This window comes from Nocardioides marmoriginsengisoli (assembly GCF_003725695.1).
Taxonomy (GTDB): domain Bacteria; phylum Actinomycetota; class Actinomycetes; order Propionibacteriales; family Nocardioidaceae; genus Marmoricola; species Marmoricola marmoriginsengisoli.
Map to the genome: position 1 here is coordinate 296,264 of NZ_RJSE01000005.1, position 15,078 is coordinate 311,341.

18 protein-coding genes and 1 other RNA gene are annotated in these 15,078 nt (G+C 69.5%); 7 read left to right on the forward strand and 12 right to left on the reverse strand.

What is annotated here, in order from left to right; genetic code table 11:
• Positions 1-15: 15 nt before the first annotated feature.
• From EFK50_RS07340 to EFK50_RS07355, 4 genes are all read right to left on the reverse strand, one after another.
• Positions 16-492 (reverse strand): hypothetical protein, encoded by a 477-nt coding sequence (locus EFK50_RS07340; RefSeq protein WP_123226909.1) that lies wholly within the window; start codon positions 490-492, stop codon positions 16-18.
• Positions 493-583: 91 nt separating this feature from the next.
• On the reverse strand, positions 584-2,626 hold the full coding sequence (locus tag EFK50_RS07345) for an NAD(+) synthase (protein WP_123226910.1): 2,043 nt from the start codon (positions 2,624-2,626) through the stop codon (positions 584-586).
• Between the two features lie 39 nt (positions 2,627-2,665).
• A complete protein-coding gene (locus tag EFK50_RS07350; protein ID WP_123226911.1) occupies positions 2,666-3,586 on the reverse strand; it encodes a methylenetetrahydrofolate reductase in 921 nt (306 codons plus the stop codon).
• 139 nt (positions 3,587-3,725) lie between these two features.
• Positions 3,726-4,355, reverse strand: a complete 630-nt coding sequence (locus EFK50_RS07355; RefSeq protein ID WP_123226912.1) for a DUF6924 domain-containing protein — start codon at positions 4,353-4,355, stop codon at positions 3,726-3,728.
• Between the two features lie 40 nt (positions 4,356-4,395).
• Between EFK50_RS07355 and EFK50_RS07360 the strand changes: the two genes are divergently transcribed.
• Genes EFK50_RS07360 through EFK50_RS07380 form a run of 5 tightly spaced genes read left to right on the forward strand, consistent with a single transcriptional unit; the run spans position 4,396 to position 8,078 of the window.
• Entirely contained in the window at positions 4,396-4,728 is a 333-nt protein-coding gene (locus EFK50_RS07360) for an antibiotic biosynthesis monooxygenase family protein (RefSeq protein WP_123226913.1), read from the forward strand.
• The gene (locus tag EFK50_RS07365) at positions 4,728-5,300 is read left to right on the forward strand and encodes a GNAT family N-acetyltransferase (protein WP_123226914.1); all 573 of its coding nucleotides are present in this window, start codon (positions 4,728-4,730) and stop codon (positions 5,298-5,300) included. The genes EFK50_RS07360 and EFK50_RS07365 overlap by 1 nt, the downstream gene beginning before the upstream one ends.
• Before the next feature lie 60 nt (positions 5,301-5,360).
• Positions 5,361-6,206, forward strand: coding sequence for a 3-methyl-2-oxobutanoate hydroxymethyltransferase (panB, locus tag EFK50_RS07370; protein ID WP_123226915.1), 846 nt, complete (start codon positions 5,361-5,363; stop codon positions 6,204-6,206).
• Between the two features lie 47 nt (positions 6,207-6,253).
• Positions 6,254-6,871, forward strand: a complete 618-nt coding sequence (locus tag EFK50_RS07375) for a class I SAM-dependent methyltransferase (protein ID WP_123226916.1) — start codon at positions 6,254-6,256, stop codon at positions 6,869-6,871.
• A 49-nt stretch (positions 6,872-6,920) separates the two neighbouring features.
• Positions 6,921-8,078 (forward strand): PQQ-dependent sugar dehydrogenase, encoded by a 1,158-nt coding sequence (locus EFK50_RS07380; RefSeq protein ID WP_123226917.1) that lies wholly within the window; start codon positions 6,921-6,923, stop codon positions 8,076-8,078.
• Positions 8,079-8,087: 9 nt separating this feature from the next.
• Here the strand turns inward: EFK50_RS07380 and EFK50_RS07385 are convergent, their stop codons facing one another.
• The gene (locus tag EFK50_RS07385) at positions 8,088-8,387 is read right to left on the reverse strand and encodes a hypothetical protein (protein ID WP_123226918.1); all 300 of its coding nucleotides are present in this window, start codon (positions 8,385-8,387) and stop codon (positions 8,088-8,090) included.
• Positions 8,384-8,605, reverse strand: a complete 222-nt coding sequence (locus EFK50_RS07390) for a hypothetical protein (protein ID WP_123226919.1) — start codon at positions 8,603-8,605, stop codon at positions 8,384-8,386. The genes EFK50_RS07385 and EFK50_RS07390 overlap by 4 nt, the downstream gene beginning before the upstream one ends.
• 24 nt (positions 8,606-8,629) lie before the next feature.
• Here EFK50_RS07390 and map point away from each other — a divergent pair, with 24 nt between their 5' ends.
• Positions 8,630-9,478 carry a type I methionyl aminopeptidase gene (map, locus tag EFK50_RS07395; RefSeq protein ID WP_123226920.1) on the forward strand — a complete coding sequence of 283 codons (849 nt, stop codon included), beginning with the start codon at positions 8,630-8,632 and terminating at the stop codon, positions 9,476-9,478.
• Here map and EFK50_RS07400 read toward each other — a convergent pair.
• The 5 genes from EFK50_RS07400 to rnpB all read right to left on the reverse strand — a co-directional run bounded on the left by EFK50_RS07400 (position 9,475) and on the right by rnpB (position 12,624).
• On the reverse strand, positions 9,475-9,888 hold the full coding sequence (locus EFK50_RS07400; RefSeq protein WP_123226921.1) for a tetratricopeptide repeat protein: 414 nt from the start codon (positions 9,886-9,888) through the stop codon (positions 9,475-9,477). The genes map and EFK50_RS07400 overlap by 4 nt on opposite strands.
• A gap of 58 nt (positions 9,889-9,946) precedes the next feature.
• A complete protein-coding gene (locus EFK50_RS07405) occupies positions 9,947-10,372 on the reverse strand; it encodes a nuclear transport factor 2 family protein (RefSeq protein ID WP_123226922.1) in 426 nt (141 codons plus the stop codon).
• Between the two features lie 62 nt (positions 10,373-10,434).
• A complete protein-coding gene (locus EFK50_RS07410) occupies positions 10,435-11,133 on the reverse strand; it encodes a hypothetical protein (RefSeq protein WP_123226923.1) in 699 nt (232 codons plus the stop codon).
• Between the two features lie 44 nt (positions 11,134-11,177).
• Complete coding sequence (locus tag EFK50_RS07415) at positions 11,178-11,618, reverse strand: ScoMcrA-related endonuclease (protein ID WP_123226924.1); 441 nt, start codon at positions 11,616-11,618, stop codon at positions 11,178-11,180.
• A gap of 628 nt (positions 11,619-12,246) precedes the next feature.
• Positions 12,247-12,624: RNase P RNA component class A (gene rnpB, locus EFK50_RS07425), an RNA gene on the reverse strand.
• Positions 12,625-12,748: 124 nt separating this feature from the next.
• Between rnpB and EFK50_RS07430 the strand changes: the two genes are divergently transcribed.
• The gene (locus EFK50_RS07430; protein ID WP_123226926.1) at positions 12,749-13,591 is read left to right on the forward strand and encodes a hypothetical protein; all 843 of its coding nucleotides are present in this window, start codon (positions 12,749-12,751) and stop codon (positions 13,589-13,591) included.
• A 5-nt stretch (positions 13,592-13,596) separates the two neighbouring features.
• Here EFK50_RS07430 and EFK50_RS07435 read toward each other — a convergent pair whose 3' ends face one another.
• Positions 13,597-15,036, reverse strand: coding sequence for an RNB domain-containing ribonuclease (locus EFK50_RS07435; protein ID WP_123226927.1), 1,440 nt, complete (start codon positions 15,034-15,036; stop codon positions 13,597-13,599).
• Positions 15,037-15,078 lie beyond the last annotated feature (42 nt).

Genomic DNA, 15,078 nt, shown 5'->3' on the forward strand with positions numbered 1-15,078 from the left:
CTCACCATCAGCAGGTCAGTAGCTGAAGGACGGCCAGGCGTGCGCGCTGCAGGGATCGGGGTGCCAGGCCTGGATCTCGCAGATGTTGATGCCTCCGCGGGTGCCGGTTGCCTTGCCGTGCAGGTTGCGGGCACGCGACGCCTTGATCCAGGCCGCGTCGTTGCTCTCGGGCGTCTGCTTCGACACGTCGAAGACCCAGCAGGCACCGCCTCCGGTGCAGCCGGCGCCGACCTCGTAGAAGTAGAAGTCGGTCTCCATCCGGACGTTGTTGCCGCCCGCCTGGATGTCGTACTGGTACGACGTGCTCATCGCGCTGACGTTGCCGTCGTTGTAGTAGTTGCCGTAGGCCTTGCCGAACTTGTCGCCGTCCTCGTAGCCGAACAGCGGATCCGTCTTGGACTTCCAGGCGACCGCCATCGCGGGCGCGGCCGCGCCCAGCGTCAGTCCGAGGATCGCCATGCTGGCGGCGATCATGGTGATGACTCGCTTCATGTTCCCTCCATCGTCACTTGTAGGATGGAGGGAACATTAGGGCGTTACGAGGAATATCGGATTTAGTTATCCACAGGGGTCATCCTCGGAGTTACCGAGTCGGCACCTTCTCCAGATCGGCGAGCCAGACCCGCGCGTTGGCGTCCGAGGGCATCCGCCAGTCGCCGCGCGGTGACAACGAGCCGCCCGAGGAGACCTTCGGGCCGTTCGGCAGCGCCGAGCGCTTGAACTGGCTGAACCCGAAGAACCGGTTCACGAAGACACCGAGCCAGGACTTGATCGTCGGCAGGTCGTAGCCGATCCGGCGATCCTCCGGATAGCCCTCCGGCCAGGCGCCGCGCTCGGGGTCGGACCAGGCGTGCCGGGCCAGGAACGCGATCTTGCTGGGCCGGAACCCGTGCCGCAGCACGTAGTACAGGGTGAAGTCCTGGAGCGCGTACGGACCGATCTTCGCCTCGGTGCTCTGCGGCACCTCGCCGGGCTTGGTCGGGATCAGCTCGGGGGTGATCTCCTGCTCGACGATCTCCATCAGGACGGCGTCGACTTCACCATCGAACTGGTCCGTGGAGACCGCCCAGCGGATCAGGTGCTGGATCAGCGTCTTCGGTACGCCGGTGTTCACCGCGTAGTGCGACATCTGGTCGCCGACGCCGTACGTGCACCAGCCGAGGGCCAGCTCGGAGAGGTCGCCGGTGCCGAGCACGATGCCGCCGCGGTGGTTGGCGATCCGGAACAGGTAGTCGGTGCGCAGACCCGCCTGGACGTTCTCGAAGGTGACGTCGTAGACGTCCTGGCCCTCCGAGTACGGGTGCCCGAGGTCGTCGAGCATCTGCGTCGCCGCGGGCCGGATGTCCAGCTCCTCGAAGCTGACCCCGAGCGCCTTGCAGAGCCGGGTGGCGTTGTTCTTGGTGTAGTCCGTGGTCGCGAAGCCCGGCATCGTGAACGCCAGGATCTCACTGCGCGGCCGGCCGAGCCGGTCCATCGCCTTCGCCGCCACGATCAGCGCGTGCGTGGAGTCGAGGCCGCCGGAGACGCCGATGACGACCTTCGGATTGTCGATCGCCCGGAGGCGCTGCTCCAGGCCACTGACCTGGATGTTGTACGCCTCGTAGCAGTCCTGGGCCAGCCGGTCGGGGTCGTTCGGCACGAACGGGAAGCGGTCCACGGGGCGGAGCAGGCCGATGTCGCCGGTCGGCGGGTCGAGCGTGAACTCGATCCGCTGATAGCCGTCGGGATCGATGCCGGCGGACCGGCGGTTGTCGTCGAAGGTGCCCTGGCGGAGGCGGTCCTGACGGATCCGGTCGAGATCGACGTCGACGACCGTGCGGCGGGGTCCGTCCGGGAACCGCTCGCTCTCCCCCAGCAGCTCGCCGCACTCGTAGACCATCGTCTGGCCGTCCCAGGACAGGTCGGTGCTCGACTCGCCCTCCCCGGCCGCGGCGTACAGGTAGGCGGCGAGGCACCGGGAGCTCGCGCTGCTGACCAGCTGGCGGCGGTCCTCGGCCCGGGCCACCGTGATCGGGCTGCCGGAGAGGTTCGCGAGCACGGTGGCGCCGGCCAGCGCGGCGGTCGCACTCGGCGGCACCGGGACCCACATGTCCTCGCAGATCTCCACGTGCAGGACGAGCCCGGGGACGTCCGCGGCCTCGAAGAGCAGGTCCGGCCCGAACGCGTACTGCTCCCCGTGCAGGTCGATGGTGCCGCCGATCTCGTCGGCACCCGAGGCGTAGTGCCGGGCCTCGTAGAACTCGCGGTACGTCGGCAGGTGCCCCTTCGGTACGACGCCGAGGATCGCGCCTCCCTGGATCACGACCGCGCAGTTGTAGAGCCGGTGCCCCTTGCGGAGCGGAGCGCCGACGACGATGACCGGGCGCAGGTCGTCGCTCGCGAGCACGATCTCCGCGATCGCCTCCAACGCGGCGTCCAGCACGACGTCCTGCATCACCAGGTCGTCGATCGCGTACCCGGTCAGGCACAGCTCCGGGAACACCGCGACCGCAACACCCTCGTCGTGGCACGCCCGGACCTCCGCGAGCACGGTCGCGGCGTTGGTCGCGGGATCAGCGATGGCGACCGGGATCGTGCAGGCGGCCACCCGGGCGAACCCGTGCGCATAGCTGGAGTCGAAGTCCACCCCACCAGTCTTGCCGATCGCAGGTCCGGTGTCGAAGCACTACCGGCGAAGCAGCTGCGCCACCTCGCGGACGAGGTCGACCGAGGCGTCGATCTCGACCTTCCGGTTCGAGACGCTCTCGACGTTGAACCCGAAGGGGACCCGGAGCCGGCGAGCGAACTCGGCCAGCTCGGCGGCGGCGTGGACGCAGTGCTCGTAGGAGACCGCGAGGGTGTCGTCGGAGTGCGCCAGCTCGTTGCGCAACCACCGCGGGACCTGCACGCCCAGCCACTCGAGGAAGGTCAGCGTCTTGTACGACCCGCAGACCGAGAGCGTGAACACCACCGGTACCGGTTCGCTCCCCTGGTCCCGGCAGGCGTAGACGTAGTCGGAGAGCAGGTCCTTCGCGGCGGCGACGTCGTAGACGACCTGGGAGATGAAGAACGAGCACCCGTTCCCCTGCTTCCGGATCAGCCGCAGGTGCTCGTCCCCGCCGCCGGCATGGCGTTCGGGGATCGCGACTCCCCCGACCAGCAGCTCCGGCCGGGTCGCCTTCCGGACCTCGTGCGCCTGGGCGAGACCGGTGCGCACCTCCGTAGTACGGGAAGCGGCGCCGACGAAGACGGTCAGCACCCGCTCGACGTCCTGCCCGGCGAGCCAGCCCTCCAGGTCGGCGGGGTCGTACTTGCCCACGCAGCGGTAGATGACGACCGGGAGGTCCAACGCGGCCAGGTTGTCGGCGTAGAAGACCGCCGGATCCAGAGTCGGCAGGTACGGGAACGGCCGCGCCTCGGGGTTCCGCTCGCTCTCGTCATCGATGTCGTAGAGGATCAGCCCGTCCAGGTCGAGACCGGCGAGTCGCTCCAGGGTCACCTCGGCGATGCGGTCCACCTCAGCCGGGGCCGTGGACTCCTTCGGCGGAGTGAGGCTGAACAGCAGCAGCTCTCCCTCGCGCGCCGAGACCTTAGTCGTCAGTGACACAGCTCGCTCCTCGATCGACCTTCACTCCGCCATTGTCCCGGACAGGGTGCCGACATCCGCGAAAGCGCATGCCTCCGCGACCACCAAGGCACCCAAGAACTCACACCCCGACCCATCGATCCACCCGGAGGCTGAGGGACTACTCCTCCGCGAAGCCACGGAACACGGCGTCGTGCGGATCGACGCCATCGGCGAACTCGTCGAAGTCCATGTTCGAGATCGACAGGTTGGCCTCGATGCTCGCGATCTCCGAGGTGAGCGTCCTGAAGGATCTGCCGTACTTCCAGCCGAACTCGGCCTCGAGCTCGGGAGTCGGCGTGAGGTCGAGGTACACGACCGTGATCTCTCCTCCGGCCGCAGCCTCCGCCATGGACCGCGCGTCGGCGATCAGGGCGTAGCCAGCGACGTCTTGCGCACGGTCCCACTCGGCAGCAATGTCTGCGGGTGCCAGCCCGTCGAAATGACGGTCGGCCACCTGCTCGACGTGGGGCTGGTAGTCGTCCTCGGTCGGTTCAGCCTCCGGATCCTCGAGGTTGACCGGACGGATGACCTCGTCGATCACCTTCTGCCAGGCAGAGTCGTCGGCGAAGTCCACGCGGACCAGCGGGGTCGCACCGCTTCCGAAGGCCTCGACCAGCACCGACATCGGCTCCGCTCCTGTCTTCCCGGACGATGCCGGGACCTCAGCCGTTCCGGCGTCACCGCATCCCGACAGGAGCACCCCGCCGAGAGCCACCGCCAAGAACACGTTGATCTTCGTCCAGCCCATGGCGCCTACGCTAGACGGATCCACCCGGCAGACTGGCCCCATGACCGGAATCGCCGACCTCCCGGACCCGCCGTACACGGCGGTGATCTTCAGCAACCTCCGCACCGAGGGCGACCAGGGGTACGCCGTGATGGGTGCCCGGATGCAGGCGCTCGCCAAGGAGCAGCCCGGCTACCTCGGCTACGAGTCTGCGCGCGACGAGGCCGGCTTCGGGATCACCGTCTCGTACTGGGCCGACGACGCCTCGGCGCGTGCTTGGAAGGACGTCCACGAGCACGCCGTCGCCCAGCAGCGAGGCCAGGACACCTGGTACTCCGACTATCAGGTGCGGGTCGCGACGGTGGGTCGGGCCTACGGTCCCGGCCGGCACTGATGCACGAGCTCCGAACGCCTCGGCTGCTGCTGCGGCAATGGCGTCAGGAGGACCTGGCGCCGTACGCCGTGCTGAACGCCGACCCCGTCGTGATGGAGTTCTTCCCGGCGCCGCTGACGACGGCAGAGAGCAACGCGCACGCCCAGCGCCAGCACGACCTGCTCGATTCCGACCGCCCGGCCCTCTTCGCCGTGGAACGCCGGGGCGAGGGCGACTTCATCGGCTTCATCGGGCTCGCGGTGCCGCGTTTCGAGGCCCCGTTCACCCCGTGCGTCGAGATCGGCTGGCGGCTCTCCCGGAACGCCTGGGGCCTGGGACTGGCCACCGAAGGTGCCCGCGCCGTCCTGGCCCACGGCTTCGACCACCACCGGCTCACCGAGATCGTCTCGTTCACCACCGTCCAGAACACCCGTTCCCGAGCGGTGATGGAACGGATCGGGCTGGTCCGCGACCCCGCTGGAGACTTCGACCACCCGAGCCTCCCGGACGGGCACCCGCTCCGCCCGCACGTCCTCTACCGGACCGCGGCGGTGACGAGCGACACAGGCGCAAAACCTCCCGAACGGGTCTAGCGTTGTTCGTGGTCCGTGGACTCCGTCAGGGAGCTGCGAGAGCACGTAAGGAACTCAACGATGAGCGAGAACAACCCTGAGGTCGCGTCCCCGTACGGCGGCTCGGCGCCGCGCAAGCGGATCCGCACGCACCACCTGCGGGAGATGAAGGAGCGGGGCGAGAAGTTCGCCATGCTCACCACGTACGACATGTACACCTCCGCCGCGTTCGACGACGCCGGCATCGAGGTGCTGCTGGTCGGCGACAGCGCGTCCAACAACGTCCTCGGCAACGAGACCTCGCTGCCGATCACGGTGGACGAGCTGCTCCCGCTGACCCGGGCCGTCTCCCGGTCGGCGCACCACGCGCTGGTCGTCGGCGACCTTCCGTTCGGGTCGTACCAGCGCTCCCCGGAGCAGGCCTACGACACGGCGGTCCGCTTCATGAAGGAGGGCGGCGCGCACTGCGTGAAGCTCGAGGGCGGTCGCGAGATGACCGGCCAGATCGAGCTGCTGACCCGAGGCGGCATCCCGGTGATGGCGCACATCGGCTTCACCCCGCAGAGCGAGCACGCCCTCGGCGGTTACCGGGTCCAGGGCCGCGGCGAGACCGCGCAGCGCATCCTCGCCGACGCGAAGGCGGTCGAGGCGGCCGGAGCGTTCGCCGTGGTGATGGAGATGGTGCCCGGTGACGTCGCCGCGCAGGTGAGCGCCGAGCTGACCATCCCGACGATCGGTATCGGCGCCGGCAACGGCTGCGACGGCCAGGTGCTCGTGTGGCAGGACGCCTTCGGGCTGCGCACCGGCAAGATGGCGCGCTTCGTGAAGCAGTACGCCGACGTCAACGCCGTGCTCACCCAGGCGGCCCGGGAGTACTCGGCCGACGTCAAGGCCGGGACCTTCCCCGGCCCGGAGCACACCTTCTGAATCCGGCGCTTGACTTCACCTCGACATGAACCGTCATCGTTGAGCACATGAACGAGCGCTACAGCCAAGCCACCTGGGACGCCCGCTACCGAGAATCCGACCGGGTGTGGAGCGGCAACCCGAACCCGCGCCTCGTCGAGCACGTCACCGGACTGACGCCGGGAGACGCACTCGACGTGGGCGCGGGCGAGGGCGCCGACTCCGTCTGGCTGGCACGCCAGGGCTGGCAGGTCACCGCGCTCGACATCTCCCCCGTCGCGCTGGACCGTACCCGGACGCACGCCGAGGAGTCCGGGGTGACCGTCGCGACGGTCCAGCACGACCTGCTCGGCGATGCACCACTCCCGGGCAGCTACGACCTGGTGTCGGCGCAGTTCTGGCACCCGCCGCTGGACCGGTTCGCCGACTTCCGCGACGTCCTCGGGGCCGCAGTGCGGCCGGGCGGGATGCTGCTGGTCGTCGGTCACCACCCGGCCGACCTGAGCACCGGGCTGCGGGACGGCCACGGGCACGCGGAGCTGCTCTTCACCCCGGAGAAGGTGGCGGCGCTGTTCGCCGGCGACGCCTGGGAGGTCCGCGTTGCCGCGGCCCCGACCCGCGAGGTCGCCGGTGCCGACGGCCCGGTCACGGTGACTGACAGCGTGCTGCTCGCCGTACGGCGCTAGACCGGATTTGCCCCTTTCTCTCCCTATTTGAGGCGCGTAGGGTCAGCACATGCGCCGACTCGGACTCGCCACCGTCGTCCTCGCCGCCGTTGCCGCCCTGGTGGCGCCGACCGCCTCCCCAGGGGTGGCGGCCCCCGACCGGCAGAGCGCGATGCCGACCCTGACGGTGACCCGGCAGGTGACCGGGCTGAGCATCCCGTGGGACGTGCAGCCGCTCCCGGGCGGCCGGCTGCTGATCGACGAGCGCGCCAACCGCCGGCTGATCGTCTGGCACAACGGCGTCAAGAAGGTGCTCACCGGCTTCGCGGCCTCGAAGGTGTGGTCCTCCGGCGAGACCGGCGTGATGGGCCTGGAGGTGGATCCCGCGTTCGCGAAGAACCGCCGGATCTACACCTGCCAGGGCGGCTTCACCGCCGGTGGCGGGCACGACGTCCGGGTGGTCGCCTGGCGCCTCAACGCGGCGTACACCGGGGTGCGGTACGTGCGCACCCTGGTCAAGGGCTTCCCGGCCACCTCGGGTCGGCACGGCGGCTGCCGGCTGCTGATCACCCGCAACGGCGCGCTGATCGTCGGGACCGGCGACGCGGCGACTACCGCGAACCCGCAGAACCTGCGCTCCTTCGGCGGGAAGACGCTGCGGCTCAACCGGATGACCGGCGCGCCGTGGCCCACCAACAAGTGGCCGAAGGCGAAGTCCAAGGTCCGCCGCTACGTCCTCACCTACGGGCACCGCAACGTGCAGGGCCTGGCGCAGCGGGCCGACGGCACCCTCTGGTCGATCGAGCAGGGCACCTACCGCGACGACGAGGTGAACCGGCTGGTCAACGGCGGCAACTTCGGGTGGCGGCCCGGACCCGGGTACGACGAGGCGCCGCCGATGACGAACCACGCCCTCCCCGGCGTCCAGTACGGCGCCCGCTGGCGCTCCGGCGACCCGACGCTGGCGACGTCCGGCGGAACCTTCGTCCGCGGTGCGCAGTGGGGCGACCTCAACGGCACCCTCGCCGTCGCCGCCCTGAGGACCAACCAGGTGCTGTTCCTGCGGTTCGACAAGGCCGGGAAGCTGCTCTGGACCCGCGCTCCGGCGGCGTTGAAGTCGTTCGGCCGGCTGCGCTCGATCAGCGTCGCGCCCAACGGGGACCTGCTGGTCACGACGTCGAACGGAAGCAACGACGCGGTGCTGCGGGTGCGGCCTCGGCTCTCCTGAGCCGGCTGCTCAGGTGGTCCGGGCGACCACTACCACGGCCAACCAGCAGGCGAACGCCAGGACGCCGAGCCAGACCACCCGGCGCGGGTAGGTCATGAACCAGCGGGTCCCCTGCAGCAGGATCAGCACCCAGATCACGAAGAGCGCTAGCGCCGCCACCCAGCCGTAGACGTTGAGCGCTCCGAAGATCAGGAACGGGATGCAGGCCAGCACGATCATCCCGATGAACGAGTCCCGGTAGACCCGGATGTCCTTGATCCGGCCAGGGATCTGCCCGGGATCCTGCTCCGGCGGGTGCTGGTCGGTCACGCCTCGTCACTCTTTCCCAGGCCCCACTTGCGGCCCTTCTTCGGCGGATCGTTCCAGACCGGGTCGTTGTCCCACTCGTCGTTGCGCTCGGCGACCTTGTCGAGAGCGCGCGCGGCGTCCTCGGCCGTCGGGTACGGGCCGAGGCGGTCGGAGCTCTTGCAGCCGTCGTTGCCCTCGACCTCGTGGTGCTTGAGGCAGTACCAGAACTCTTCGTCCATGACCGCGACTCTAGACTCACCGGCGTGACTCCCGTAGCCCCCGGCACCATCTCGCCGCGTCGTCCGGTCCCCGCGCACATCCCGCGACCGGAGTACGTCGACAAGCCGGCGCCGGCGAAGTACAGCGGCTCCGAGGTCAAGGACGCCGAGACCATCGAGCGGATGCGGATCGCCGGCCGGATCGCGGCCCAGGCGCTGGCGGAGGTCGGCCGGAACGTCGTACCGGGTGTCACCCACGACGAGCTGGACCGGATCGGGCACGAGTTCCTGCTCGACCACGACGCCTACCCCTCGACGCTCGGCTACCGCGGCTTCCCGAAGTCGCTGTGCACCAGCGCGAATGAGGTGATCTGCCACGGCATCCCGGACAGCCGGGTGGTCGAGGACGGGGACATCGTCAACATCGACATCACCGCGTTCGTCGGCGGCGTGCACGGCGACACCAACGCCACCTTCCTGACCCCGGGCGTCAGCGACGAGGTGCGCGAGCTGGTGGAGCGCACCCAGGAGTCGCTGCGCCGGGCGATCCAGGCGGTGAAGCCGGGCCGGCAGCTGAACGTGATCGGGCGGGTGATCGAGGCCTACGCCAAGCGGTTCGGGTACGGCGTGGTGCGCGAGTTCACCGGCCACGGCATCGGTACGGCGTTCCACTCCGGGCTGATCGTCGCGCACTACGACGATCCGCAGTACGACACCCTGATCCAGCCCGGGATGACGTTCACCATCGAGCCGATGCTCAACCTCGGCACCCACGAGTGGGAGATGTGGGACGACGACTGGACGGTCGTCACGAAGGACCGCCGGATCTCCGCCCAGTTCGAGCACACGCTGCTGGTCACCGAGACCGGCGCGGAAATCCTGACTCAGGCTTAGAGCTTCCCGGCCAGCCGCTCCACCCGCAGCACCGCCAGCTCGTGCTCGGGGTCGCCGGACATCGCCGCCGCGAGCCGCAGGTGCGGGAGTGCGTCGTCGTACCGGGACTGGCGCTCAAGGGTGCGGCCGAGCGCGTACCGGGTCCAGATCCCGTCGGGCGTCTCCTCGACCAGCGAACGGAGCTCCTTCTCGGCCGGGCCGAGCTGGACCTTCACGAAGTACGACCAGGCCCGCAAAGTGCGCAGGCCGGTGTTCCGCGGATCCTCGGCCAGGGCCGGCTCCAGCACGGTCAGCGCCTCGTCGGGGGCGCGCCGGCTGAGCAGGTCGAAGGCGACCCGGTACGCCGACGTCGTGTCGGTCTGCCCCGGGAAGACGATCGCGGGTGCTTGCAGCTCGAGGCTCTCCTCCATGCGCTGTTCAACGCACGAAGGGGTCGCAGGATTCCGCCTCGCTCCCGCGTCGCGGTGCCTACTCCTCGCCCTCGGCGAACACCATCGCGTCCATGTTCCAGTAGCCGCGCAGGTTGGTGATCAGGTGGTCCTCGTTGAGCTTGTAGCAGAAGACTCCGCGGACGTGGCTCTTCAGCCCGTTGTCGAAGGCGCTGTGCAGCACCAGGATGTGCGCGACCTCGAGCTCGGAGCTGGACGGGAACGTCTCCTGGCACTCGACCCGCAGGTTGTTGGTGGCGATGTTCTTGTCGAAGAACTCCTCGACCGCCGCCTTGCCGCGGACGCCCTTGCCGTCCTCGTTGGTGATCGCGACGCCGATCGGGTCCTCGATCACGATGTCGTCGGCCATCAGCGAGAGCCAGCCGGCCTTGTCACGCGCCTGGACGGCCTTCCACGACGCCTGCGAGGCGGCGAGGGCGGGGCTGAGGGTGGTCTGCTCGGACACGGGGACTCCTAGGTCGGTGATGACGCGAGATTCTCAGACGGAACCGCGTGAGGTCAACACTTTCATAGAGGGCTTGATGTTTGGCGGGTTCGCCGGAACCGACGGCGAGTTCGCAGCACCAGGTCCACGGCTGCCGGAGCGAGGGCCAGCGCGAGGATGGCGATTCCCCAGGCGGCACCCAGGTTCGGCGTGCCCTCAACCGAGTCCCGCCAGATCCACAACGGAACGGCCAGGACGATCATCGCGAACCACGCGATCTGCTCGGCCCGGAGCCACCACGCTTCCCGCTCCGACATCGGTGCCGGACCTGCGTCGGCTTCGGAGACCAGGACCCATGCAGAGCTGCCGACGAGGGCGCGGGCGCGGTGGACGTTCCAGTAGGCGGCCCGCCAGGTCCGGTACGGCGCCATCAGCGCGCGGTAGGTGAAGAGGCCCGCTAGTCCGGCATTGGCGAACGGGAAGACGAAGAGGCAGACGAAGAACCAGGGCACTCGGCGCAGGTCCAGCTCGCGCTGCCACGGCAGCGTCAGCAACCAGGGCGCGAGGAAGAACAGTCCCTGGTGCAGGGCCTCCCCCGGGGATCCGGGCGAGCCGCCCCAATCCGTGAAGGCGTAGAAATCCAGGACGAGCACGCTGACGCCGACGACGAGCCCTGCGAGCGCGCAGAGCTCCATCGGCTTGCGCCGCGGCAGCGCGGCGACCGCCTCCGCCGGGAGCAACGGGGCGACGACGCTGTGACGGAAGGCTTGCGTCGTGCTCATCGGCCGATCGTAGGGTCTGCGCTCCTCCCTCGCCAGGCTGACACCTACTCGCAGAAGTCGCAGGTCCCCATCTTCGACAGCTGCGTGAAGCACGACGGGCAGAGCGCGACGACAGGTTCCGGCTTGGCCGGTGCGGCCGCTCGGGACGCCCGCGGCTTCGGGGTGCCCGGAACCCGGGTCCGCGCGGCCGGTGCCTGCTTCGCACGGTCGAGGTCGGCGCGGAACGCGACCTCGAACCCGAGATCGGACAGCACCTTGAGCGAGCCGAGCGAGACCTGGTCCGGGGTGAGGGGCTCCCCCGTCGCCTTGCCGTGGGCGTAGGCGAGCAGCGCGCGGGCGTCGTACCGGCGGCCGCGTTCGACCAGCACCTCGTCGCTAGGCCCCTCGAAGCCGAGCGCCTCCAGGAACGGTCCGGCACCCTGCAGGCCGTGGTCCCGGATCGCGGTCAGAACGTTGATGCGGGAGACCCGAGCAAGACTTGGCACGGGTCGAATCCTATCTGCGGGTGCGGACGGGCTGGCTCCTAGGCCACCTGCGAGACGAAGGAATCCCATTCCCACGCTCCCTCACATCCGCACTCGGAACCCGAATGCACATAGCGCCTGCCACCAATGCGGCAGCGGGAAGCAGGAAGAACAGAAGGAGGTCGACTACCTGCAAGGCGTTGAACCAGTTCGTAGTTCCCTCGAGCACGTCATATCGGTCCAGATTGTGCCGAACCACCATTCTCGTGCCTAGGAAGCTGATCGCAGCGACCATGTACAAGGCGTACACCTTGATGGGCCTCGCGCTAGCAGCTAGCCAAGCGTAGGCAAGGACGGAGACCACGCCTACGAGAGGCGCGAGCCCCTCAACCAGCACGGTTCCTGGACTGACGAGGTTGGTCGCTTGGTCACGCTCCGCCTGCCCGGCGATCACCAAAGGCGCAGAACCGCACGCGAGCGGAACCAAGACCAGGCACAGCAATCGGTTCATCGGCCCCGCCTTCACTTCCGCCATAGAGTTCTTGCTGGCCGTTGGCGTTCCCATCAAGCTACTCGGCAACCCGCGGAAAGTTGCGCTTCCCTACCTCACATCAGCGCACTTGTAGACGTTGTTGTCAGTTCGGTGGTGCGGACGGGCTGGCTCATAGGCCGGGTTCTGTTCCTCCCGGCGCCTCACGACGCCGGGACTGGCGACCATCCATCTAGCGGTGCCGTTGCCGACACCGTCCTGCGATCTACCCGTGAGCTCAGGCGGGCCGCCCTCGAACGCTCACTGTCTGATCTTGCTCCAGGTGGGGTTTGCCTAGCCGTGACGGTCTCCCGCCTCGCTGGTGGTCTCTTACACCACCGTTTCACCCTTACCGCCGGCCCGAAGACCGGTGGCGGTCTGTTTTCTGTGGCACTTTCCCGCGAGTCACCTCGGGTGGCCGTTAGCCACCACCCTGCCCTGTGGAGCCCGGACCTTCCTCGGTGGAGTCGCCCCCAACGCGGTCGCCCGGCCAGCCCATCCGCAGCGACAGCCTAGTGCCTCGTACGGGGCCCGGTCGCTAGCATGTCGTTCCGGGTACTGGGCCCGGGGTGAGGGAGGTCCTCGGGTGAGCCTCGTAGATCCGGCCGTGAGCCGAAGAGAGATGTTGCGCGGACAGCTGGGCAACCAGCGCCTGCTGATGATCGGTACGACGGCGCTGATCGCGCTGGGAGCCGCGGCGGTCTTCGCGGGCGCGACCGGGTCCATGCTGGTCGACGAGATGCGGCACGGCGTCATCGACAGCATCTTCGACGACCGGAGGGCGCTCGCCGAGCGCCATCCGTACCTCCTGCCGGCAGGCGTGATCGCGGCGGTCCTGGGCGGTCTCGCCGGGCTGCCGCTCTACACCTGGGCGATCACCCGCTACCGCGGCGGTGAGCGGCCCTGGCTGCTGCCGGCCCCGGTGGCGGTGCTCGGGTTCACCGCCGGTTTCATCGCCGTGGTGCCCGCGTGGACCGGCCCGCTGAAGGTCGGCACCCGGGTGGATCCGACGTTCCACCACGACCGGGACTGGGGATGGGCGAGCTGGGTCGCCTACGCCGCGCCGGTCTGGGTGCCGGTGCTGCTGCTGGCCGGATCGGCTCTGACGGTGCGCTGGGCCGTGCAGAGCGCCCGGGCCCGGGCGGCGTCCGTGCGCGAGCGCGACCGGCTGCTCCTGCACGGAGCCCGGGTCGCCGGCGAGGTCACCGAGGTCCGGGTGCACCTCTCCTCCGACGACACCGGCAGCAGCCGACCAGCCGGAGCGACCGTGACGGTGCGCTATCCCGACTCCGAGGGTCAGAACCGCTGGGTCACGCGGTACACCCGGTCGACCGACCTGCGGGTCGGGGCCGGCGCGGTCGAGGTGCTGTTCGACCCGCTCCGACCCGACGAGGAGTCGTCGATCTTCGTCGCGTTCCAGCGCGAGCCGTTGGCGGCCGACTGGATCGGGGCGAAGTCCCGGTAGCCGGCTCAGGCCGTGAAGCGGACCTTGCGCGTGGCCGGGTCCGCCTCGGCCAGCGTCAGGGTCAGCTCCTCGCCGATCGGCAGCGGTTGCGATCCGCTCACCGGCGCCTCGACGGCTGCGTCCCGGACCACCGCGTCGCCCTTGCGGGCGTCCTCGCGATCCGCCTCGACGACGACGCCCGAGAACGTCTCCCCGATCCGGCCCTGCAGGGTCGCGGCCTCGACCAGGTTGATCACCGCGTTCTCGTAGGCGTTGGCCCGACGCCCGGACTCGCGCATCGTGTCCGGCAGCTCCGGCAGGGCCTCCAGCACCCACGCGGGGACCGGCGTACCGGCGCACAGGGCAGCGCAGATCTCCAGGCCGAAGCGGTCCACCAGCCGGCGCAGCGGCGCGGTGACGTGCGCGTACGCGGAGGCGAGCGCGGCGTGCTGCGGCTGCTCGGGGACGGTCCCGTTGAAGCCGGCGTAGCCGGCGCCGCGCAGCAGCGAGGTGCAGGCCGTGACCATCGCCAGGTGGTGCGGCTTCTCCGGGTCCAGGGAGCGGATGAAGTCCGGGTACTCCTGCGCCCCGGGCCAGTCGATGCCGAGCCCGCGCGCCGTACGCCGCAGCCGCTTGACCGCCTGGGGGTCGGCCGGCGGCAACGTGCGCAGGATCCCGACCTTGCCCTCGACCATGATCCGCGCCGCCGTGAAGCCGGTGAGCAGCGAGATCTGCGCGTTCCAGTCCTCCACCGGCAGCAGCCGGCGGAAGTCCAGCGACCAGGACGTGCCACCGCCGGCCGGCACGCAGTCGACGACCTGCTCGGGCATCGGCAGGCTGACCCCGCCGCGCTCCGCCTCCTGCTTCTGGCGGAGCAGGCCGATCTCCCGGAGCAGCAACAGCATCGGGTCCGCCTGGCCCGAGTCGATCTGCTTCTGGACGCCCTCGTAGTCGTAGCGCGCGACGGAACGCACCAGGGCGCGCTCGACCCGGCCGTCGGTCGCGACCCCGGTCGCGTCGAGCTTGATCGTCCACAGGAACGCCGGACAGGTCTGCTCCGGGAGCAACGAGGCCGCGCCCTCCGAGAGCTCCTTCGGGTGCAGCGGGATCTTCGACTCGGCCCCGTACAGGGACTCGCCGCGGCGCCGGGCCTCGACGTCGATCGCTCCCCCGGGAGTGACGTACGCCGCGACGTCCGCGATCGCGTAGTGCACGACGAAGCCGTCGCCGTCCCGCTCCAGGTGCATCGCCTGGTCGAGATCCATCGACCCAGCCGGGTCGATCGTGATGAACGCCAGGTCGGTGCGATCCAGGGCCGGCAACCGCGGCTCCCGGGCCGAGGCCACCGCCTCGGCAACGACCGCCGGCGGGAACGCCGGGTCCAGCTTCTGCTCCTGCTGGATAGCGGCGATGCCGTCCTCCAGCGCCGGCACCGAATTGCGGACGCGCAGGACGCGACTGCTCACGTTCACTCCTCTGTCGGGGACGACCTCCGAACACCCTATGCA